Genomic DNA, 20,344 nt, shown 5'->3' with positions numbered 1-20,344 from the left:
CGCTGCGGCCGCGCGCGCCGCGCGCGCCGCGCGCCTACCCGCGCCGCTTCGCGAAGCGGCGCTTATCCTATTCGTTCGCGCGATGTCCCTTGATCCGGCTGTGACCAGCCTGCGCCGCACGCTGCTGCGGCGCCTCGCCGCGCCGCTGTCGATGCTCGCGCTGATGAGCGGCCTCATTGCGTACTGGCTTGCGTGGCAATACACGCAGCACGTCGTCGACCGATCGCTCGCCGATCTCGCGTCGGCCATCTCGAAGCAGATCCAGATCGCGGGCCCCGATGCGCCGTTCACGGTGCCGCCGCTTGCTCAGGCGATGTTCTCCGATCCCACCGAACAGCTGATCTACCGGATCAGCGACGGCGAGCACGAGCTCGCCGGCGATCCGAAGCTGCCGCTGCAAGGCGCGAGCGTGCGCCGGATGCACGTCGCGTACGTGTTCGAGGCCGAATACGACAACCAGGCGGTGCGGGTCGCGCAGGTGCGCGTCGAGCAGACGGAAAGCGGCAATCCGATGATCGTCGAGGTCGCGCAGCCGGTGCGCTACCGCTACCGGATCGCGGCGGAATTCCTCGTCGCGATCATGATGCCGCTCCTCTTGCTGCTGCTCGCCGGCTGGGGGATCGTGTGGCGCGTCGTCAATCAGCAGCTCGGCCCGCTCACGCATCTCGCCGATTCGCTGAACCGGCAGACCCACACGTCGCTCGAGCCCGTCGACGAAACCGAAGTGCCGCTCGAGATCCGGCCGCTCACGAGTGCGATGAACGCGCTGCTCGGTCGCCTGAAGACCGCGCTCGACGCGCAGCGCAAGTTCATCGCCGACGCCGCGCACCAGCTGCGCACGCCGCTCACCGCGATCAAGCTGCACGCGGAGCAGGCGGCCATCGCGCGCGATCCGCAGCAGGCGCTGACCGCCGTGCGCGAGCTGCGCTCGGCGGCTGACCGCGCGGTGCGGCTGTCGAATCAGTTGCTGTCGCTCGCGCGCGCGGAGCCGGGCGAGCAGGCCGCTCGCTTCGTCGACGTCGACCTCGCCGGCCTCGCGTTCGAAACCGGCGCCGAATGGGTGCCGCGTGCGCTCGCCTCGCACGTCGATCTCGGCTTCCAACGCGGCGACGGCCGCGCCGAAGACGAGCCGCTCGTCGTGCGCGGCAATCCGGTGCTGCTGCGCGAGGTGATCGCGAATCTGCTCGACAACGCGCTGAAGTACGTCCCGCTCGCGCGGCCGCAAGGCGCGCGGATCACGATGGACGTGTCGCAGATCGCGCTCGACAACGGCATGGCGGCGGCCGAGATCGTCGTCGAGGACAACGGTTCCGGCGTGCCGGCGGGGCAGCAGGCGGACCTCTTCAAGCGCTTCTTCCGCGGCGACGCGCAAAGCGGCAGCGGCGTCGAGACGGGCGCGGGCCTCGGCCTCGCGATCGTTCACGACATCATCGCGATGCACGGCGGCACCGTGTCGTACGCGGATGCGCCCGAGGGCGGCTCGCGCTTCGTCGTGCGGGTACCGCTCGCCGACAAGCCGTCCGCGCCGGCGCCCCATTCGTCCGAATCGCCGGCCGCTTCGGTCTGACACGGTGGCGGCTCGTGCGCGGGCTTGTGTCCGCACGAGCCGCGCACGAGCGACGTGCGCGGGCGGGCGATACGGCTTGCCCATTTACGCCGCGTCCGCGCAGCGATCCGAGATTCTCGAATGACGACCGCTCAACGCGGCCCGATCGATGCCGCGCCGACCGATGTTCGCGCGCGACGTTGCGCTATGCGTTCACGAACGCCTCATCGACGACACGGCGCAAATGACGCGCGCCGACCCTGCGAAGGATCGCAGCCGCAGCCGATTAGTTGGGATTGGAAAGCATCGGGGCGGCCTTTTTCGATTCGTCCGCCCGCTCGAACCGGCGAAACCGCGGCGTGCGCGCGATGGCATCGCGCATCGCCGCGGCGGCGTCACTTCTTCTTTTTCTTGTCCTTGCCGCCCTTCTTCGCCTTCTTCTTTTTCTTGCCTTCGTCGTCTTCCGACGTCGCAAGCAGCGTGCCCCGGCACGTCGCCGCGCCGCAGCGGCACGCGTATTCGCGCTTGAGCTTCTTCGTCAGGCGCGCATCGATTACGAGGCCGTAGTCGTAGAAGAGCTCTTCCTGCTCGCCGATGTCGCGCAGCGCGTGGATGAACACGCGTCCGTCCACCTCCTCGGCTTCGCAATTCGGCGCGCACGAGTGATTGATCCAGCGTGCGCTGTTGCCGTCGATCTTGCCGTCGATCACGCCGCCCTCTTCGAGCGCGAAATAGAACGTGTGATTCGGATCGTCCGGGTCGTGCGGATGGCGGCGCAGCGCCTCTTTCCACGAGATCCGCTCGCCCTTGTATTCGACTACGCGCTCTCCCGCTTTGATCGGTACCGCGGCGAATACGCCCTTGCCGTGAACGCCCGAACGGCGCACCACGATCCTGCGTGAACTCATCGAACGAATCCTTTGAAGACGACTTGAAACTGAAACGAACGCGCTGCGCATCGCATGTTGCGCGCACCGCTTCGTCGATCGCGGCGCAAGCGGCATTGCATGCCGTGTGCCGGCCGAGTGCGAATCACCCGAATCCTACACGTTAGGGATTGCTTCGTTCAACATCGAACGGCCGCTCGATGCACGAAATCGCACGAAACCACGCGACGTCGATCGAATCGGCGACCGGTTCGGCGCGAGCGCCGATCGCCCGCCGCTCATCCGCCACGCGTCGCATATGCGACGCACACGCGCCGCTCAACGCTGACCGAACGACACGTCGCCGAACAGCGCCTTGTGCTCGCGCGGCTGCGAGCGCCAATACTGCGGCGGCGCACTGACCGTCGCGCCGAGCTTCGCGGCCGCGTGCCACGGCCAGCGCGGATCGTAGAGCATCGCGCGCGCCATCGCGACGAAATCCGCATCGCCCGCTTCGATCAAGCGATTCGCGTGCTCGGGATCGGAGATGAGGCCGACGGCGACCGTCGGCATGTCGACCGCGCGCTTGACCGCCTGCGCGAACGGCACCTGATAGCCGGGCGACAGCGGAATTTTCTGCAGCGGCGACACGCCGCCAGACGACACGTCGATCCAGTCGCAGCCGCGCCGCTTCAGCTCGTGCGCGAACGCGATCGTACCGTCGAGCTCCCAGCCGCCCGGCACCCAGTCGGTCGCGGACACCCGCACGCCGACCGGACGATCGTCCGGAAACGCCGCGCGCACCGCGTCGAATACTTCGAGCGGAAAGCGCATCCGGTTCTCGAGCGAGCCACCGTACGCGTCGGTGCGGCGATTCGCCAGCGGCGACAGGAATTGATGCAGCAGATAGCCGTGCGCCGCGTGGACTTCGAGCGCGTCGATGCGGAGACGCGCCGCCCGCTTCGACGATTCGACGAACGCCTGACGGATGCGCTCGAGCCCGGCCGCGTCGAGCGCGAGCGGCGACGGTTCGTTTTCCCGATGAGGGACCGCGGACGGCGCGGACGGCTGCCAGCCGCCCTTGTCGACCGGGATCAGTTGCCCGCCGTTCCACGGCACGTCGCTCGACGCCTTGCGGCCCGCGTGCGAAAGCTGCATCGCGACGCGAATCGGCGAATGCTTGCGGATCGCGGCGAGCACGGGTTCGAGCGCGGCTTCGGTCGCGTCGTCCCACAAGCCGAGGTCCCCGGACGAAATGCGGCCGTCGGGCTCGACCGCCGTCGCCTCGATACAGAGAAGTCCCGCGCCCGACAGCGCGAGATGGCCGAGATGGATCAGGTGCCATGCGCGCGCCTCGCCGTTTTCGGCGGAGTACTGGCACATCGGCGAAATCACGATGCGATTGGGAAGCGTCACGCCGCGCAGCGTGAACGGAGAAAACAACGCACTCATGGCAGCCGCTCTCGCGAAGGAAGTCGAGCGACCGAGGTTAGCACGCGGCGCACAGGCTTGCCGCGAGCGCGACGACTCACGCAATGAAGCGCAAATGGAAACGGCGCCGGGCTCGGCGACGAGCCTGGAACCGTTTTCGTTTCGGACGAACGCGGCCGAAGCCGACCGGCGCCGCTACAGCCCGACCGAATCGAGCCACTCGCCGAACATCTTGCGCGCGGCGCATTCGAGCGTCGGACCGAGCTGCGCGGTCTGCTCGCGCAATCGTTTCGCGTCGATCCCGGGCGTCGCCGCGATCTCGCCCGCATGGCCGATCAGCCAGGGCTCGAAGCGGTCCGCGCGAATCTCCGGATGGCATTGGAGCGCGAGCACGTGCGTGCCCCACGAGAAGGCCTGGTTGCGGCACACCGGCGTCGACGCGAGATGGATCGCGCCCGCAGGCAAGTCGAACGTGTCGCCGTGCCAGTGCATCATCGACGTGATCGCACCGTCGACGTGCCGCAGCGGCGACGCGCGCCCCGCCTCCGTCAGCGTGAGCGGCATCCAGCCGAGCTCCTTCGCCGCCGGATACACGCGCGCGCCGAGCGCACGCGCGATCAGCTGCGAGCCGAGGCAAACGCCGAGCGTCGGCAAGCCGGCTTCGATCCGCTTGCCGACGAGCGCCGCGAGCAGCGCCGTCGTCGGATACAGCTCGTCGTCGTACGCGCCGATCGGCCCGCCGAGCACGACGAGCAGCGACGGCGCAAGCGCGTCGAGCGCCTCGACGCGAGAACCGCCGACGTCGACATAGCGCACGCGCCGCCCGCGTTCGCCGAGCACCTGCTCGAAACTCCCGAGGTCCTCGAAATGCACGTGGCGAATCGCAACGGCTTCAGCGTTCATCGGCGCCTCCGGCTCGTCCGAGCCCCCGCTCGACGCGCATTACGCCTGCGCGAAGAGTTTCCAGGTCTTCTTCTGCGTCAGGGCGTCCGCTTCCTCGTGCACCGCGCAGTCGAGACGCAGGTCGCTGTCCGCCATCGTCAGGTCGAGCAACGAACAACGGTAGGTCGGCTTGCGCACCGCCTTGCCCGGCTGGAAGTGCTTGCACGTCACGCACATCCGGTGCGGCGGAATGTCGCCCTTGACCTGCAGCTCGCGCAGCGTCTTCAGCAGCGCGCGATACAGCACGCCCTGCTCGTCGCTGCCGAGCGTGCCGACCGCCTTCGACAGGAAGTCCGGCCACTGCAGCGCCTTCTTCGCCGCCGTGCGGCCGCGCGCGCTCAAGCGCACCGCGAGCGCGCGACCGTCGTCGAGCGCGCGACGCTTCTCGACGAGCCCCTTGTGCTCGAGCGTGCTCACCGCATCGCTCGTCGTTGCCGCGGTCAATTGCGTTTCGCGCGCAATCTCGCCCAGCCGCATCGGCCCCTTGCGTTGAAGCAGCAGCACGAGGATTTCACCCTGCGTCGGCGTCAACCCCGCGCCTTCCGCCCAATCCCATGCCTGGCTCCGCATAGCCGTGCTCAACCGCAACAGGCTGTGGGTCACTCGCCCCGCAGCCTGATTCCCGTAAACACCTTCGCTCATAGTCTTTTCGCTGTTGCCGGCCGTCTTTTGAAGGCGGCCGTTTGTGGGGAGATCAGGTCTCGATCTCTGTCTCAAAAGGGCGCACCCGGACGAGCGCGTCCGACATGTTCGCCGCGAGGCACACGCCGCGAACCTGCACGCGGTTTCAGCACCCCCGTCGGCGCCGACCACCGCGAAGCCGACATTCTAAGCGAGAGCGGAAAATCGTACAGCTAAGTTATCCCACCAAACCTGTGGATAACGACTGAATAAACACAGGAACGAACTGTGTGTCGTTTCTTGACAACCTGCCGCACAGGCTCGCCGAAAAATTTTCCGTCCCGAGCCGTCCGCCGAAATTCCTACTCGATTCGCGTCGTTGTCAATGTCACAGGTCTTTGACTTTGCGGCGAAATATCAAGTTATCCACAGAATCGGCGGGGGCTTGTTAACTACTACTACGTTTACATACGTATACGTTGGGGTAAACCTAAACCCGTTCTCGTCGGATGCGACGATTTGAAAAACTATTTTTCATTCCCGCCAGCGCAGACACTGCTGGCGCACAGTTTCGTTCAGCGATTTTTCCTGCTTGAAGATCGTCCGGAGCCACGACGCGTCGTTGACGCGCGCCTTCGCGAGCGCGCCGATCTCGTCGAGCGCCGCGCGCGAGCCGAGTGCTGCCGCATGCGGCGCAATGCGGTCGAGCGTGTCGAGGATGTCCTCGGCGATCGTCCGGCGCTCGCCCGTCTGCGGATTCACGCAGGTGCCCTCGAGTCCGAAGCGGCATGCCTCGAAACGGTTGAACGTGTAGACGAGGTAGTCGTCCTCCGACAGCTTGAGCGGTCGATCGATCAGCAGGTAGCGCGCGAGCGTCTGGATGTAGCACGCGATCGCGGCCGCGCGATCGACCGACAGCGGCGTGTCCATCACGCGCACTTCGATCGTTCCGTAGCCGGGTTTCGGACGGATGTCCCAGTAGAAGTCCTTCATGCTGTTGACGACGCCCGTGTTCACCATCTTCGTGAAGTACTCCTCGAAGCCGTTCCAGGTGAGCACGAACGGCGCGCGGCCCGACAGCGGGAACGCGAACACGGAATTGAGGCGTGCCGAATGAAAGCCGGTGTCGACGTTCTGCACGTACGGCGACGACGCCGACAGCGCGATGAAATGCGGGATGAAGCGCGACATCGAGTGCAGCAGGAACAGCGCGCTGTCGGCGTCCGGACAACCGATGTGCACGTGCTGGCCGAACACCGTGAACTGCTTCGCGAGATAGCCGTACAGCTCGGAGATGTACTGGAAGCGCGGCGCATCGAAAATCTGCCGCTCGCTCCATTGCTGGAACGCGTGCGTGCCGCCGCCGCAGAGACCGACGTTCAGCTGGTCGGCCGCGCTGACGAGCGTGTCGCGGATCGCGTGCAGTTCGCCCAACGCCTGATCGTGCGTCCTGCATATGCCGGTCGACAGCTCGATCATGCTTTCGGTGATCTCCGGCGTGATGTTGCCGGGAAATTTTGCATCCTTGATGAGCCGCATCAAATCGGACGACGCTTTCGTCAGATCGTAGTTGTGAGTATTGACGATCTGGATTTCGAGCTCGATGCCGAACGTGAACGGTTCGGAGTTGACGAAGGTTTCGAGTGCCATGGCGTGGTTCCGGATAACGGGGCGGGAAGCGTCGGACGCGCGGATCAACTGGCGTCGCGCCGTTCGCCGACGGCCGACAGGCTACGATAGACGATGAGCGGCCCGATCAACTGCAGCACGACGATCGAGCACATGATGACCGCGCGCAGGCGCGGATCGAAATTCGGGTAAAGCTGGTAGGTGTCGTCGACGAGCAGATACGCGAGCGCCGACATCGGCACGAGCGAGAAGCCGAGCGCGACGCCCTGCTTCACGCCGAGGCCGCTCGGCTTCGCGAACGCGAGCACGCCGACGAGCTTCGCGACGAAGCGCGTCGCAATCAGCGCGCCCGCGATGAGTCCACCCGCGACGATGTCCTGCGAGGCGAACGACGTGAGCGTCAGCACGAACAGAATCACGGTGAGCAGCCACCCGGCGGTGCCGAAATGCTCGGGCCACAACTGCGGGCGCGCTTCGAGATTCTTCACGATGATGCCGGCGAGCAGGAGCGTGAGCATCGTCGACAACTTGAGCACCTGCGCGACCGCGATCGCGAGCACGACGAGGCCGAACAGCGCGACGAACGAATGCTCGTCGCGCATCGTCGAGGCGACATGCCTGAACAGATAATTGCATGCGCGAGCGAACAGATACGCGACGATGAACGAGCCGGCGAGCAGATAGATCGGCTGCAGGATCGTCGCGAACACGTTGCCGTACGCTTCCTGATGCAGCCAGCTCGTGACGAGCTTCGTCAGCACGACCGCGTAGACGCTGTTCAGCGCCGACAACGTGATGAGCCGCTGCGACACCTGCCCTTCCGCGCGCAATTCCGTCTTCAACTGGATCACCATCGCGGGCGACGTCGAGATCGCGATCGCCGCGAGCACGAGCGCGATCATTCCCGGCACCTTGAGCAGCAGCAGCACCGCGAGCACGAGCACGAACGTGAGCGTCGCCTCGGCGAGACTCGACGCGATGAGCCACGGATTGCGGCGGATCCAGCGCAAGTCGAGCCGGCTGCCGAGCTCGAACAGCAGCAGACCGAGCGCGACGTTCACGAGGAGCCGCGACGTGTCGTCGGTGCTCGCGTCGATCACGCCGAAGCCGAACGAGCCGGCGATAAGCCCGATCACCGCATAGCCGGTGATCCGCGGCAGGCGCCACGCGCGATAGCAGAGCTCGCCGCAGAGACCCGCGGCAAAGAGTGCGAAGCCGGCCCAAAAAATCGCATCCGGGACGAGGGGCCAGTTGGGTAGAAACGAGAACGCTGACTTCATCGTGGTGACTTCTCCTTTGGAAGGCAACCTCCGGCGACGCGGATCGAGCGAGTCGAGCGAATGATGCGCGCTGGATGAGTGGTTGCCCCGTCGTTCGTTGTTCTGTACGACCAGTAGGACATGGGGTAAGCCCGCGTCGCCGAAAAGGGTGCGACGGTCAGTCGGGCTTGCGGCCGATCTGGGGTCGGCCTGGCGTGTGTGAATGGACAGCGCGATCTCAAATCCTCAGATTCGAATTCGAGCCGACCGTTCCGTTGATGCAAGCGTGGCGCAGCGCCGTGACATGCGTGAAGGAGACCGATTGTGCCACAGCTATTCCGGACCGGACCGAATTTGGGCAACGGGTTGGCCGATCGCCAGGGCTAGCCCGTTTACTTCGAGGTAAACCTGTATACATACATAGTAGAAGTTAACAAAGCAGCCGATTTTCTGTGGATAACCGGCGTTTACGCCGATGGATCATGGACTTGCGCGCCGCATAACCGGATGTACAGCCTGTTTGCCCGCACAGGGTTTCGATGAGCAATTTTTTCGACTCTGTGCGGCTGTGCGAAGTTGCCCCGTTTACGTCCACATCGATTGCACAGTGATTGCGCTAGGAATTCGCGCGGTTATCCACAGGGCCGGGTGGATAACCGCGCGGCGACTCTGTGTGCGGCGTCTGCGTCGGGTTCGAGAACGGAGCGGCGACGCGCAAGAAAGGAGGGGCGCCGTTGCCCAGATAGTGAGTCGGCCGAGCGAGTCAGTCGACGCGCCCGTGCCGCAGTGCGCGGACGAGGAAGCGGGCCGGGTCGATCGCTTCGGCCAGTTCGCGTTCGAGCGGCCACGGCTCCCCTTCGATCTGCGCGGCGATCAGCTCCGCGCCGAGCGCCGCCCAGACGAGCCCGCGCGAACCGTAGCCGAATGCGCCGTACAGGCTCGCCGCGCGCGGCACGTCGCGCAGCCTGGCGCCCGTCAGCGCCGCCGCATCGCGAGCGGCCGCCGCCTCGTCGCCGAGTTCGCCGACGAGCGGCAACCGGTCGCTCGCGACGCAGCGAAAGCCGACGCGGCCCGTCAGCGTGCTCGCGTCGAGCGAGGCCGCAGAAAATTCAGGCAGCAGCCGTTCGAGCCGGACGAGGTTTTCGCGATGGCCCGCTTCGCGCAGTGTCGTGCCCGTATCGTCCGGCTCGTAAGTCGCGCCCGTCAGCGTGACGCCGCCGGCAAGCGGCACGACGTAGCCGTCGCCGATCACGGGCACCGGCACGTCCGGCGCGCTGCCCGGTGGCAGCAGCGTGAGCTGGCCGCGCACGCGCTGCGTCGGCGCATGCCGCAGGCCGGCGATGCGCGCGGCATCGGCCGCGTTCGCGACGACGACGACGCTCGCCTGCGCAAGCGTCGCGCCCGATGCGTCGAGCGCGCGCCAGCGGCCGTCGTCGCCGCGCTCGAGCCGCGCGACTTCGACGCCGACGATGCGCGTGAGCTTTTCGCCGGCCGCCGCGCATTGCGCGGCCGCGAGCGCGGCAGGGCTGATCGAGCCGCCTTGCGGGAACAGCCATCCGCCGTATGCGACGTCCGTTCGCAACAGCGCTCGTGCTTCGTCGCGCGACAGCGTCGACGCGAGCTCGGCCGGCACGCCGAGCGCCTCGATGCTCTCGCGCATCCGCTCGAACTCGTCGTCCGATGTCGCGAGCTGCACGAGACCTTGCGTGCTGCGCGCAAACGCGTGGCCTGCGCGCTCGAGCGCGCGCCAGCGGTTCAGCGCGTGAAGGAAGCCGGCGCGCGACAGACGGGCCGCGAGATTGTCGTCGCGCGCGATCATCGGGTGGAACACGCCGGCGGGATTGCCGGATGCTTCGCTCGCGATCTCCGCGCGTCGCTCGATCAGCGTCACGTGCCAGCCGCGCGTGGCGAGCCGCTCGACGACGGCGCAGCCGGCGAGCCCTGCGCCGATCACGAGCGCATCGCGCGTCCCGACGGCGCGCGCGCGCGGCGGCTCATGGCGCCGCACGCGCCAGCGCGGCGCGAATTCACCGACGAGCATCGCGCGCTTGCCGGCGAAGCCTTCGATTTTCCGATGCGTGAAACCCGCTTCGTCGAGCGCACGCTTGACGGTGCCCGCGCTCGTGTAGGTCGCGAACGTCGCATGCTCGTCGGCGAGCTTCGCGAGCGACTTGAAGATCGCAGGCGACCACATGTCCGCGTTTTTCGACGGCGCGAAGCCGTCGAGATAGAACGCGTTTGCGCGCAGCACGAGATTCGGCAGCACGTCGAGCGCATCGCCGAACACGAGCGTGAGCGTCACGCGGCCGTCGTCGAATTCGAGACGGTGGACGCCCGGCGTCATCGCGGGCCATGCGTTCGCGAGTTCGTCGACGAGCGGCTCAATAGTTGTATATGCAACGATATGCGCGGCAGCGCGACGCAGATCGTCGCGCGCGAACGGGTGCTTTTCGACCGACACGAAGTGAAGCCGCTCGCCGTGCGACGGATCGGCGCGCCATGCAGCCCATGTCGCGAGAAAGTTGCAGCCGATGCCGAAACCCGTCTCGACGATCGTGAAAGTTCGCTTGTGCCGCCAGCGCCGTGGCAGGCCGTTGCCGCGGATGAACACGTGGTCGGCCTGGGCCAGCGCGCCTGCTGCGCTATGGTAGATGTCGCCGTAGAGGGGCGAGACGACGGTGCCGTCTTCGCGGAAGACGAGCGTCGCCGGAACGATTCGATCGGGCATGCGAAACAAAAAAGAAGGCGGCGAAATTGCGACGAACCGCCGCGCGAGCCCCGTCCCGCCTGGCGTTGGCAAAATCCAACGGAACGGTGCGTCAGCCTCGGACGAGCCGCGGCGAAGCCGGAACGCGCGGCTCGGAAACCGCGCGCGAGGCATCTAACTCGACAAAATTCGCTCGAAAATCTTTGAAACCCTTGTCGTTATTGGGTTTGCGCTGCGCTATCATAGCAAGCGCCGTATCGCGGAGCTGCCAGGAGGCAAACCCGGCGGTGCGTTGCGCGGCGCAATACATTGCGCCGTGCCGTCGCCACACACTATAGACGGCACGGTTCGCGCACGTATAATCGGCGCGTTCGCGCTGTTCGTGTCAACCTAACCTGGAAAGGAACCTTAATGAACAAACAGGAACTGATCGACGCCGTCGCCGCCCAGACGGGCGCCAGCAAGGCTCAAACCGGCGAAACGCTGGACACGCTCCTCGAAGTGATCAAGAAGTCTGTGTCGAAAGGCGACTCAGTTCAACTGATCGGCTTCGGTAGCTTCGGTTCGGGCAAGCGCGCAGCGCGCACGGGCCGCAACCCCAAGACGGGCGAGACCATCAAGATCCCGGCAGCCAAGACGGTCAAGTTCACGGCTGGCAAGGCGTTCAAGGACGCAGTGAACAAGCGCTGAGACGAGCTGTTCGCGAACGAAAAACCCGCTGGTGCCAGCGGGTTTTTTCTTTTCGGCGCGGCTTTTTCGCCACGCCGCATGGTCTTTTTCAATCTTTGACGATCAGTGCCGATGGACGATCTCGGCGTCGTCGCCGTGGTCGTTGTCGTGGTCATGGCCGTGCTCATGATCATGATCGTCGACGTCCCATGCCGGGAACGGATCCGCGTAGCTCGCCCAAGCGTGCTTGCCTTGCACGTACTCGGCGTCGGTGAGCAGGCACGCATCGAACTTCGCGCGCCACGCGGGCGCATCGAGCCCGACGCCGATCAGCACGAGCTCCTGCCGTCGGTCGCCGATCGACGTATCGGCGAGGTCGCCGTGCCAGTCGGCGACGATCTCTTCGTACAGCTCGTCGCCCTCTTGCGGCCATTCGGCGCGGTCCTGCGCCGCCCACCAGTGCCCGGCCGGACCGTGCCGGCACACCCCGCCCGCCTGCGACAGCGAGCCGGCGATGTCGTCGCGCGTCGCGAGCCAGAAGAACCCCTTGCTGCGCAGCACGCCCTTCCACTCTTCGTGCAGCAGCGCCCAGAGCCGCGCCGGATGAAACGGCCGGCGCGCGCGATAGACGAAGTGGCCGATCCCGTATTCGTCGGCTTCGCTGTGCACGTGCACATCGCCGTGGTCGTGGTCGGCGTCTTCGTCGTGGCGATGCTCGAGCGACGCGAGCCAGCCCGGCGCATTCGCGGCCGCGTCGAAATCGAAGAGCCCGGTGTCGATCACGTCGGCGAGCGGCACGTCGCCGAAGCGGCTGACGATCTGCCGCGCGCGCGGATTCAGATTCGCGAGGATGCGCTGCAGACGCGCGAGCGCGTCGGCATCGACGAGATCCGCCTTGTTGATGACGAGCACGTCGCAGAATTCGATCTGCTCGATCAGCAACTCGACGAGCGTGCGGTCGTCTTCTTCGGTTGCGGCGAGACCGCGCTCGGCGAGCGCGTCGTCGCGGCCGTAGTCGCGCAGGAAATTGAACGCGTCGACGACCGTGACCATCGTGTCGAGGCGCGCGACGTCGGCGAGCGTCGAGCCGTCGTCGTCGACGAACGTGAAGGTCTCGGCGATCGGCATCGGCTCGGCGATGCCGGTCGATTCGATCAGGATCGCGTCGAAGCGGTTTTCGGCAGCGAGGCGGCGGATCTCGACGAGCAGGTCGTCGCGCAGCGTGCAGCAGATGCAGCCGTTCGACATTTCGACGAGACGCTCCTCGACGTGCGACAACTCGGCCGCGTCGCGCACGAGCGTCGCGTCGACGTTGACGGCGGCGAGGTCGTTGACGATCACGGCGACCTTCAGGCCGGCGCGATTCGCGAGGATGTGATTGAGCAGCGTGGTCTTGCCGGCGCCGAGGAAGCCGGACAGCACGGTGACGGGCAACGGCTGGTTCATTGCGGTGCGCACCAACGAAAAAAGCGGGAAGCGAGCCGCCGCGCCCCGGAAAACGGGGCGGCACCGGCGTGCGGCCGGCGCGGACGAGCGGCGGGAAAGCCGCATTGTGCATCAAATATAGACAGACGGCCGTGCGCGACGGCGAGCCGGCGGCGATTTCATGATGCGTGCGGCGTGAACGGGACGGACGGAAGCGCTTGCACGCGGCGCGAGCGTCGGGTTCGCGCAAGCGCGGTCCGGCGGCGCATTCCCGCTCTATCTATATAGGCTCAGCGGCCGGGTTTGCTTCGCGATCGGTTCGGCTAGCGTTGCGCGCTCTGCGCATCCTGTGCGTCCGGCGCGGGCATCAGCTTCCATCGAACGAGAATATCGGCGATCTGCTTCGCGTACTTGTCGCGCAGCGACGGCGTCTCCGAATGGTAGGCGCCCACCGCCTGCCACGTGTTGCCGTACTTGTCCATCTTGCGGCGCAGATGCCACGCGGCGATATAGACGCTCTTGCACGGCTCCATCAGCGTGTTTTTCGTGATCCCGTAGCGGGACAGCGTCGGCAGATGGATCGAGTTGATCTGCATGAGGCCGTAATCGGTCGAGCCGTTCGCGTTCTTGTTGAGCGCCTCCGGACGATTGTGCGATTCCTGCCACGCGATCGCGCGCAGGATCAGCGGATTCACCTTCTGGTATTTTGCGGCCTCGTCGTAACAGTCGGCGCGTGCGGGCGCGCTGGCGGACCAGGCGCCGGCGGCGAACATCGCGACAATGACGAACCGCATCCTCATATGGAAGGAAATGAACCGGTGAATTGTTTTACGCTTCGCAGAAGGCCGGGAAAACCCGCACGCGCTTTTCGCGCGAAGCCGCTCCGGCCGCCCGTATCATACCTGCAACCGAACGGTTCGCAATGCAGGGAGGCCGTTCGGTTGGTTCGGACTACGGCGTTTGCCAAGCACGTTTATACCGCATTATCGTGCTGGTTCTTCGCGAGACTTCGCATGGGATAACTTACATGCGGCATACGCATTCGTTTTTTTTTATGGCGTATGTGAGACAGTTCTCAGTTCAATGTGATATTTCGGACATGAAAAACTGCTAATGTCTGCTTTTTTGACATCGATCTTACGTAATACCATCGGACACGGCCGCCGTCGGCATCGATCCATTACTCCATGACAAGAACTCGCTTTGCTTTGCGGCGCGTCGCAACGGCGCTCGTCGTCGCCGGAATCGTCGTCGCGCAGGCCGCTCACGCTCAGGTCACGCTCAATTTCGTCAATGCGGACATCGATCAGGTCGCGAAGGCGATCGGCGCCGCGACGGGCAAGACGATCATCGTCGACCCGCGCGTCAAGGGTCAGCTGAACCTCGTATCGGAACGCCCCGTGCCGGAAGATCAGGCGCTGAAGACGCTGCAGTCCGCGCTCCGGATGCAGGGTTTCGCGCTCGTCCAGGATCACGGCGTGCTGAAGGTCGTGCCGGAAGCCGACGCGAAGCTGCAGGGCGTGCCGACCTACATCGGCAACACGCCGCAGGCGCGCGGCGATCAGGTCGTCACGCAAGTGTTCGAGCTGCGCAACGAATCGGCCAACAACTTGCTCCCGGTGCTGCGTCCGCTGATCTCGCCGAACAACACGATCACCGCGTATCCGGCCAACAACACGATCGTCGTCACCGACTACGCGGACAACGTGCGCCGGATCGCGCGGATCATCTCGGGCGTCGACAGCGCGGCGGGTGCGCAGGTCGCCGTCGTGCCGCTCAGGAACGCGAACGCGATCGACATCGCCGCGCAGCTGACGAAGCTGCTCGATCCGGGCGCGATCGGCAACACCGACGCGACGCTCAAGGTCACCGTGCAGGCCGATCCGCGGACCAACGCGCTGCTTCTGCGCGCGTCGAACGCGCAGCGCCTCGCCGCGGCGAAGAAACTCGCGCAGCAGCTCGACGCGCCGAGCGGTGTGCCGGGCAACATGCACGTCGTGCCGTTGCGCAACGCCGATGCGGTGAAGCTCGCGAAGACGCTGCGCGGAATGCTCGGCAAGGGTGGCGGCGAAAGCGGCTCGTCGGCGAGCTCGAACGATGCGAATGCGTTCAATCAAGGCGGCTCGCAGAGCGGCTCGAACTTCTCGACGGGCACGTCGGGCACCCCGCCGCTGCCGTCGGGGCTGTCGTCGAGCTCGTCGGGCGGCACCGGCGGCACGATGGGCGGCGGCGGTCTCGGCACGGGCGGCCTCCTCGGCGGCGACAAGGACAAGAGCGACGAGAATCAGCCGGGCGGCATGATCCAGGCCGATGCGGCGACGAACTCGCTCATCATCACCGCGTCGGATCCCGTGTACCGGAACCTGCGCGCGGTGATCGACCAGCTCGACGCGCGGCGCGCGCAGGTGTACATCGAGGCGTTGGTCGTCGAGCTGAACTCGACGACCAACGCGAACCTCGGGATTCAATGGCAGGTTGCGAACAACGCGCTCTACGCAGGGACGAACCTGACGACGGGCGGCGTGGGCGGCGGCAACAGCATCACCAATCTGACGGCCGGCGCGACGAACCCGCTTAACGTAGTAGGTGCGCTCACGCCGGGGCTCAATATCGGTTGGCTGCGCAACATGTTCGGCATCCAGGGGCTCGGCGGGTTGCTGCAGTATTTCTCCGGCGTGAGCGACGCAAACGTGCTGTCGACGCCGAACCTCGTCACGCTCGACAACGAGGAAGCGAAGATCGTCGTCGGCCAGAACGTGCCGATTCCGACCGGCTCGTATTCGAACTTGACGAGCGGTAACACGAACAATGCGTTCAACACGTATGACCGGCGAGACGTCGGCCTGACGCTGCATGTGAAGCCGCAAATCACCGACGGCGGGATCCTGAAGCTGCAGCTGTATACGGAGGATTCGTCGGTCGTGAACGGCACGCTCACCTCCCAGACCGGCCCGACGTTCAACAAACGCTCGATCCAGTCGACCGTGCTGGCCGACAACGGCGAGATCATCGTGCTTGGCGGCCTGATGCAGGACAACTACCAAGTCGCGAACAACAAGGTGCCGCTCCTCGGCGACATTCCGTGGATCGGCCAGCTGTTCCGCTCGGAAGGCAAGACGCGTACGAAAACCAACCTGATGGTGTTCCTGCGCCCGGTCATCATCGGCGATCGCGAGACCGCGCAGGCGGTGACGTCCAACCGCTACGACTACATCCAGGGCGTGACGGGCGCGTACAAGTCGGACAACAACATCATCCGGGACAAGGACGACCCCGTCGTCCCGCCGATGCCGATCGGCCCGAGCCAGGGCGGCTCGCCGGCGATGAACCTGTTCGACATCGACAAGATGCGGCGTCAGCAGCTCGCCCCGCCCGCGCCCGCCAGCGCGCCCGCGGCGGCAGGCGAGAACGGCGCCGCGTCGCCGGGAGCCCATCCGTGACGCAGGCGCTCGCGCAAGGCGCTCAGGATCAGCCGGCCGCCGCCGCGCCGTCGCCGCTCGCCGCGCGCCTGTTGCCGTACGGGTTCGCGAAGACCGGCCAGATCCTGATCGCGCACCAGCATGCCGACACGCTCGAAGTGTGGATCAGCGAGCGCACGAACGCGGCCGCGCTGGCCGAAGTCGCGCGCAACTTCGGCGCGATCTCGGTGCGGCGCGTGTCGGCCGACGAGCTCGCGCAGGCGATCAACCAGGCCTACGCGCGCCAGGACGGCAGCGCCGCGCAGATCGTCGGCGAGGTCGAGGGCGAAGTCGACCTGTCGCGGCTGATGCAGGACATCCCCGAGGTCGAGGATCTGCTCGAATCCGAAGACGACGCGCCGATCATCCGGATGATCAACGCGCTCCTCACGCAAGCGGCGCGCGAGCAGGCGTCCGATATTCACATCGAGCCGTTCGAGAACGCGTCGGTCGTGCGCTTTCGCGTCGACGGCACGCTGCGCGACGTCGTGCGTCCGAAGAAGGCGCTGCACGGCGCGCTGATTTCGCGGATCAAGATCATGGCGCAGCTCGACATCGCCGAGAAGCGCCTGCCGCAGGACGGCCGCATCACGCTGCGCGTCGGCGGCCGGCCCGTCGACGTGCGGGTGTCGACGCTGCCGACCGGGCACGGCGAGCGCGCGGTGCTGCGTCTGCTCGAAAAGGACGCGCAGCGCCTGAATCTCGAGGCGCTCGGAATGGGCCGCGCGACGCTCGTGCAATTCGACAAGCTGATCTCGCGCCCGCACGGCATCGTGCTCGTCACGGGCCCGACCGGCTCGGGCAAGACGACGACGCTGTACGCGTCGATGTCGCGCCTCGAGACCGCGACGACCAACATCATGACGGTCGAGGATCCGATCGAATACGACCTGTCCGGCATCGGCCAGACGCAGGTGAACGAGCGGATCGGGATGACGTTCGCGCGCGCGCTGCGCTCGATCCTGCGGCAGGATCCGGACATCATCATGATCGGCGAAATCCGCGATCTCGAGACCGCGCAGATCGCGGTGCAGGCGTCGCTGACGGGCCACCTGGTGCTCGCGACGCTGCACACGAACGATGCCGCGTCGGCCGTCACGCGTCTGACCGACATGGGCGTCGAGCCGTATCTGCTCGCATCGTCGCTGCTCGGCGTGCTCGCGCAGCGGCTCGTGCGTCAGCTCTGTCCGGTATGCAAGGAAGAGCGGCACGAGGACGGCCGCACCCTCTGGCATCCGGTCGGCTGCGACAGGTGCGGGCATTCGGGCTACACCGGCCGGCGCGGCGTCTACGAGCTGCTGATCGTCGACGATCCGATCCGCTCGCTGATCCATCGCAACGCGGCGGACGCCGAGATCCTCGCGACCGGCCGCGCGAACGGAATGCACACGCTGCGCGACGACGCCGAGCGCTGGCTCGCGGCGGGCGCGACGTCGCTCGAGGAAGTGCTGCGCGTGACGGGAGGCGCATAGCGTCATGCCGGCCTTCCGTTTCGAAGCGATCGACTCAGCGGGGCGCGCGCAAAAGGGCGTCATCGAGGCCGACAGCGCGCGCAATGCGCGCGGCCACCTGCGCACGCAAGGACTCACGCCGCTCGTCGTCGAACCGGCGGCGAGCCGCAAGCGCGGCGAACGCAGCCAGCGCCTCGCGCTCGGCCGCAAGCTGTCGCAGCGCGAGCAGGCGATCCTGACGCGCCAGCTCGCGAGCCTGCTGATCGCCGGGCTGCCGCTCGACGAGGCGCTCTCGGTGCTCACCGAGCAGGCGGAGCGCGACTACATCCGCGAGCTGATGGCGGCGATCCGCGCCGAGGTGCTGGGCGGACACTCGCTCGCGGTCGCGCTCGCCGAGCATCCGCGCGATTTCCCGGAAATCTATCGCGCGCTCGTCGCGGCGGGCGAGCACACCGGCAAGCTCGGGATCGTGCTGTCGCGGCTCGCCGACTACATCGAGGAGCGCAATGCGCTCAAGCAGAAGATCGTGCTCGCGTTCACGTATCCGGCTATCGTCACGGTGATCGCGCTCGGCATCGTCACGTTCCTGTTGAGCTACGTGGTGCCGCAGGTCGTCAACGTGTTCGCGAGCACGAAACAGCAACTGCCGCTGTTGACGATCGTGATGATGGCGCTGTCCGATTTCGTTCGGCACTGGTGGTGGGCGATCCTGATCGGGATCGCGGTCGTCGTCTATCTGGTGAAGGCGACGCTGTCGCGCGACGGCCCGCGCCTCGCGTTCGACCGGTGGCTCTTGACCGCCCCGCTCGCGGGCAAGCTGGTGCGCGGCTACAACACGGTGCGCTTCGCGAGCACGCTCGCCATCCTGACCGCGGCGGGCGTGCCGATCCTGCGCGCGCTGCAGGCGGCGGGCGAGACGCTGTCGAACCGCGCGATGCGCGGCAACATCGAGGACGCGATCGTGCGCGTGCGCGAAGGCTCGGCGCTGTCGCGCGCGCTCAACAACGTGAAGACGTTTCCGCCCGTGCTCGTGCACCTGATCCGTTCGGGCGAGGCGACGGGCGACGTGACGACGATGCTCGACCGCGCGTCGGAAGGCGAATCGCGCGAGCTCGAGCGGCGCACGATGTTCCTGACGAGCCTGCTTGAGCCGCTGCTGATTCTCGCGATGGGCGGCATCGTGCTCGTGATCGTGCTCGCGGTGATGCTGCCGATCATCGAGCTCAACAACATGGTGCAGTGACGGAAGATCGGCGCGGCCCGCGGCGGCGGGCCGGCCGAGACGAAGCGGCGCGGCGCTTCTAGCGGACGTAGATCGCGGGAGACGGCGTGTTGGCGGGCAGGAAGATCTCGGAGCGCGCGCCGTTGCGCTCGACGACGATCGAGCGGTCGCGCACTTCGGCGAGCTTCGCGCCCTGCGCGATCTCGCTGCCGAGCGACACCGCGTGCGGTGCGTCGCCGCCGATGCCGACGATGGCCGCCGCGCCGCGCTGCAGCGCGAGGATGCCGAACAGGTGGATGTCCTGCACCGGATTGCGGGTCAGTTGCCCGCCGAAGAGCGCGGCGGCGTCCTCCGTGCGCACCGGCGTGCGGGCGGCGGCGGCAGGTAGCGGAGCCTGATGCGCGGACAGCGTGACGAACCAATAGGTGGTCGTCGCGCAGAGCACCGCGAAGAGGGTGAGGGAAAGGAGCCGGATCGATAGCGCGTTCATGCGCGTTATTGTACGGAGGAATATGAAATTTGCGTTGAGTGGAAGCCCGAAGCGAGTCGCGCCTTACAATGCGGCTTCACGCAGCGGACGCCGAGCGGCTCGCGCCGCGCGCGTCACTCACTCACCGCTCATTTTTTTGAAGAAGAGGTAGTCACTCATGCAAACGTGGATCACTCGCCGTTCTCAGGCAGCACGCCGTCAACGCGGCTTCACGCTGATCGAGATCATGGTCGTGGTGGCGATTCTCGGCATTCTCGCGGCGCTCATCGTGCCGAAGATCATGAGCCGTCCGGATGAAGCGCGCCGGATCGCGGCGAAGCAGGACATCGGCACGATCATGCAGGCGCTCAAGCTGTACCGCCTCGACAACGGCCGCTATCCGACCCAGGATCAGGGCCTGACCGCGCTGATCCAGAAGCCGTCCACCGATCCGATCCCGAACAACTGGAAGGACGGCGGCTATCTCGAGCGCCTGCCGAACGATCCGTGGGGCAACCCGTACAAGTACCTGAACCCGGGCGTGCACGGCGAGATCGACGTGTTCAGCTACGGCGCCGACGGCAAGGAAGGCGGCGAGAACAACGATTCCGACATCGGCTCGTGGCAATGAGCCGCTGACGCCACCCTC

General features: G+C 66.3%; 17 protein-coding genes. 7 read left to right on the top strand and 10 right to left on the bottom strand.

The annotated features are described in order from the left end of the window. Positions 1-100 precede the first annotated feature (100 nt). Positions 101-1,567 carry a sensor histidine kinase gene (locus tag BG90_RS07845; RefSeq protein ID WP_010117548.1) on the top strand — a complete coding sequence of 489 codons (1,467 nt, stop codon included), beginning with the start codon at positions 101-103 and terminating at the stop codon, positions 1,565-1,567. A 374-nt stretch (positions 1,568-1,941) separates the two neighbouring features. Here BG90_RS07845 and BG90_RS07840 read toward each other — a convergent pair whose 3' ends face one another. The 4 genes from BG90_RS07840 to BG90_RS07825 form a co-directional block, all read right to left on the bottom strand. Then, positions 1,942-2,454, bottom strand: coding sequence for an SET domain-containing protein (locus BG90_RS07840; protein WP_025990058.1), 513 nt, complete (start codon positions 2,452-2,454; stop codon positions 1,942-1,944). A gap of 297 nt (positions 2,455-2,751) precedes the next feature. Next, a complete protein-coding gene (locus tag BG90_RS07835; RefSeq protein ID WP_010117552.1) occupies positions 2,752-3,864 on the bottom strand; it encodes an NADH:flavin oxidoreductase/NADH oxidase in 1,113 nt (370 codons plus the stop codon). A gap of 174 nt (positions 3,865-4,038) precedes the next feature. Beyond that, the gene (locus BG90_RS07830; protein WP_010117555.1) at positions 4,039-4,746 is read right to left on the bottom strand and encodes a glutamine amidotransferase; all 708 of its coding nucleotides are present in this window, start codon (positions 4,744-4,746) and stop codon (positions 4,039-4,041) included. Between the two features lie 39 nt (positions 4,747-4,785). After that, the gene (locus tag BG90_RS07825) at positions 4,786-5,427 is read right to left on the bottom strand and encodes a MarR family winged helix-turn-helix transcriptional regulator (protein WP_010117556.1); all 642 of its coding nucleotides are present in this window, start codon (positions 5,425-5,427) and stop codon (positions 4,786-4,788) included. Between BG90_RS07825 and BG90_RS32150 the strand changes: the two genes are divergently transcribed. Then, on the top strand, positions 5,380-5,643 hold the full coding sequence (locus BG90_RS32150) for a hypothetical protein (RefSeq protein WP_010117557.1): 264 nt from the start codon (positions 5,380-5,382) through the stop codon (positions 5,641-5,643). The genes BG90_RS07825 and BG90_RS32150 overlap by 48 nt on opposite strands. 297 nt (positions 5,644-5,940) lie before the next feature. On the opposite strand, the gene BG90_RS07820 is transcribed toward BG90_RS32150, so the two are convergent. The 3 genes from BG90_RS07820 to mnmC all read right to left on the bottom strand — a co-directional run bounded on the left by BG90_RS07820 (position 5,941) and on the right by mnmC (position 11,022). Beyond that, positions 5,941-7,056 (bottom strand): YbdK family carboxylate-amine ligase, encoded by a 1,116-nt coding sequence (locus BG90_RS07820; RefSeq protein ID WP_010117558.1) that lies wholly within the window; start codon positions 7,054-7,056, stop codon positions 5,941-5,943. 44 nt (positions 7,057-7,100) lie between these two features. After that, the gene (locus tag BG90_RS07815; RefSeq protein WP_010117559.1) at positions 7,101-8,315 is read right to left on the bottom strand and encodes a cation:proton antiporter; all 1,215 of its coding nucleotides are present in this window, start codon (positions 8,313-8,315) and stop codon (positions 7,101-7,103) included. 742 nt (positions 8,316-9,057) lie between these two features. After that, complete coding sequence (mnmC, locus tag BG90_RS07810; RefSeq protein ID WP_025990059.1) at positions 9,058-11,022, bottom strand: bifunctional tRNA (5-methylaminomethyl-2-thiouridine)(34)-methyltransferase MnmC2/FAD-dependent 5-carboxymethylaminomethyl-2-thiouridine(34) oxidoreductase MnmC1; 1,965 nt, start codon at positions 11,020-11,022, stop codon at positions 9,058-9,060. Between the two features lie 390 nt (positions 11,023-11,412). Here mnmC and BG90_RS07805 point away from each other — a divergent pair, with 390 nt between their 5' ends. Further along, positions 11,413-11,691, top strand: coding sequence for an HU family DNA-binding protein (locus BG90_RS07805; RefSeq protein WP_010100512.1), 279 nt, complete (start codon positions 11,413-11,415; stop codon positions 11,689-11,691). A gap of 102 nt (positions 11,692-11,793) precedes the next feature. Here BG90_RS07805 and BG90_RS07800 read toward each other — a convergent pair whose 3' ends face one another. Both BG90_RS07800 and BG90_RS07795 read right to left on the bottom strand, forming a co-directional pair. After that, a complete protein-coding gene (locus BG90_RS07800; protein WP_010117562.1) occupies positions 11,794-13,116 on the bottom strand; it encodes a GTP-binding protein in 1,323 nt (440 codons plus the stop codon). Between the two features lie 302 nt (positions 13,117-13,418). Further along, on the bottom strand, positions 13,419-13,895 hold the full coding sequence (locus BG90_RS07795) for a lytic transglycosylase domain-containing protein (protein WP_010100514.1): 477 nt from the start codon (positions 13,893-13,895) through the stop codon (positions 13,419-13,421). A gap of 387 nt (positions 13,896-14,282) precedes the next feature. Here BG90_RS07795 and gspD point away from each other — a divergent pair, with 387 nt between their 5' ends. Genes gspD through gspF form a run of 3 tightly spaced genes read left to right on the top strand, consistent with a single transcriptional unit; the run spans position 14,283 to position 19,247 of the window. Continuing rightward, positions 14,283-16,535, top strand: a complete 2,253-nt coding sequence (gspD, locus tag BG90_RS07790) for a type II secretion system secretin GspD (RefSeq protein ID WP_025990060.1) — start codon at positions 14,283-14,285, stop codon at positions 16,533-16,535. Continuing rightward, entirely contained in the window at positions 16,532-18,025 is a 1,494-nt protein-coding gene (gspE, locus tag BG90_RS07785; protein WP_010117566.1) for a type II secretion system ATPase GspE, read from the top strand. Before gspD ends, gspE begins: the two co-directional genes overlap by 4 nt. 4 nt (positions 18,026-18,029) lie before the next feature. Beyond that, positions 18,030-19,247 carry a type II secretion system inner membrane protein GspF gene (gene gspF, locus BG90_RS07780; protein ID WP_010100517.1) on the top strand — a complete coding sequence of 406 codons (1,218 nt, stop codon included), beginning with the start codon at positions 18,030-18,032 and terminating at the stop codon, positions 19,245-19,247. Positions 19,248-19,305: 58 nt separating this feature from the next. Here the strand turns inward: gspF and BG90_RS07775 are convergent, their stop codons facing one another. After that, positions 19,306-19,716, bottom strand: a complete 411-nt coding sequence (locus BG90_RS07775) for a general secretion pathway protein GspC (protein WP_010100519.1) — start codon at positions 19,714-19,716, stop codon at positions 19,306-19,308. A 157-nt stretch (positions 19,717-19,873) separates the two neighbouring features. On the opposite strand from BG90_RS07775, the gene gspG reads away from it, so the two are divergent. Further along, positions 19,874-20,326, top strand: coding sequence for a type II secretion system major pseudopilin GspG (gene gspG, locus BG90_RS07770; RefSeq protein ID WP_010100521.1), 453 nt, complete (start codon positions 19,874-19,876; stop codon positions 20,324-20,326). The last annotated feature ends 18 nt before the right edge of the window (positions 20,327-20,344 follow it).

The sequence above is a fragment of the Burkholderia oklahomensis C6786 genome (genome assembly GCF_000959365.1).
Classification (GTDB): domain Bacteria; phylum Pseudomonadota; class Gammaproteobacteria; order Burkholderiales; family Burkholderiaceae; genus Burkholderia; species Burkholderia oklahomensis.
This window is presented reverse-complemented; position numbering and strand designations above follow the sequence as displayed.

Bases quoted from the DNA above. Each gene is read 5' to 3' on its own strand.
- mnmC (WP_025990059.1), bottom strand. From the start codon at position 11,022: ATGCCCGATCGAATCGTTCCGGCGACGCTCGTCTTCCGCGAAGACGGC.
- BG90_RS07825 (WP_010117556.1), bottom strand. From the start codon at position 5,427: ATGAGCGAAGGTGTTTACGGGAATCAGGCTGCGGGGCGAGTGACCCAC.
- BG90_RS07840 (WP_025990058.1), bottom strand. From the start codon at position 2,454: ATGAGTTCACGCAGGATCGTGGTGCGCCGTTCGGGCGTTCACGGCAAG.
- BG90_RS07820 (WP_010117558.1), bottom strand. From the start codon at position 7,056: ATGGCACTCGAAACCTTCGTCAACTCCGAACCGTTCACGTTCGGCATC.
- BG90_RS07815 (WP_010117559.1), bottom strand. From the start codon at position 8,315: ATGAAGTCAGCGTTCTCGTTTCTACCCAACTGGCCCCTCGTCCCGGAT.
- gspD (WP_025990060.1), top strand. From the start codon at position 14,283: ATGACAAGAACTCGCTTTGCTTTGCGGCGCGTCGCAACGGCGCTCGTC.
- BG90_RS07835 (WP_010117552.1), bottom strand. From the start codon at position 3,864: ATGAGTGCGTTGTTTTCTCCGTTCACGCTGCGCGGCGTGACGCTTCCC.
- BG90_RS07800 (WP_010117562.1), bottom strand. From the start codon at position 13,116: ATGAACCAGCCGTTGCCCGTCACCGTGCTGTCCGGCTTCCTCGGCGCC.
- BG90_RS07805 (WP_010100512.1), top strand. From the start codon at position 11,413: ATGAACAAACAGGAACTGATCGACGCCGTCGCCGCCCAGACGGGCGCC.
- BG90_RS07830 (WP_010117555.1), bottom strand. From the start codon at position 4,746: ATGAACGCTGAAGCCGTTGCGATTCGCCACGTGCATTTCGAGGACCTC.
- gspF (WP_010100517.1), top strand. From the start codon at position 18,030: ATGCCGGCCTTCCGTTTCGAAGCGATCGACTCAGCGGGGCGCGCGCAA.
- gspG (WP_010100521.1), top strand. From the start codon at position 19,874: ATGCAAACGTGGATCACTCGCCGTTCTCAGGCAGCACGCCGTCAACGC.
- BG90_RS07775 (WP_010100519.1), bottom strand. From the start codon at position 19,716: ATGAACGCGCTATCGATCCGGCTCCTTTCCCTCACCCTCTTCGCGGTG.
- BG90_RS07795 (WP_010100514.1), bottom strand. From the start codon at position 13,895: ATGAGGATGCGGTTCGTCATTGTCGCGATGTTCGCCGCCGGCGCCTGG.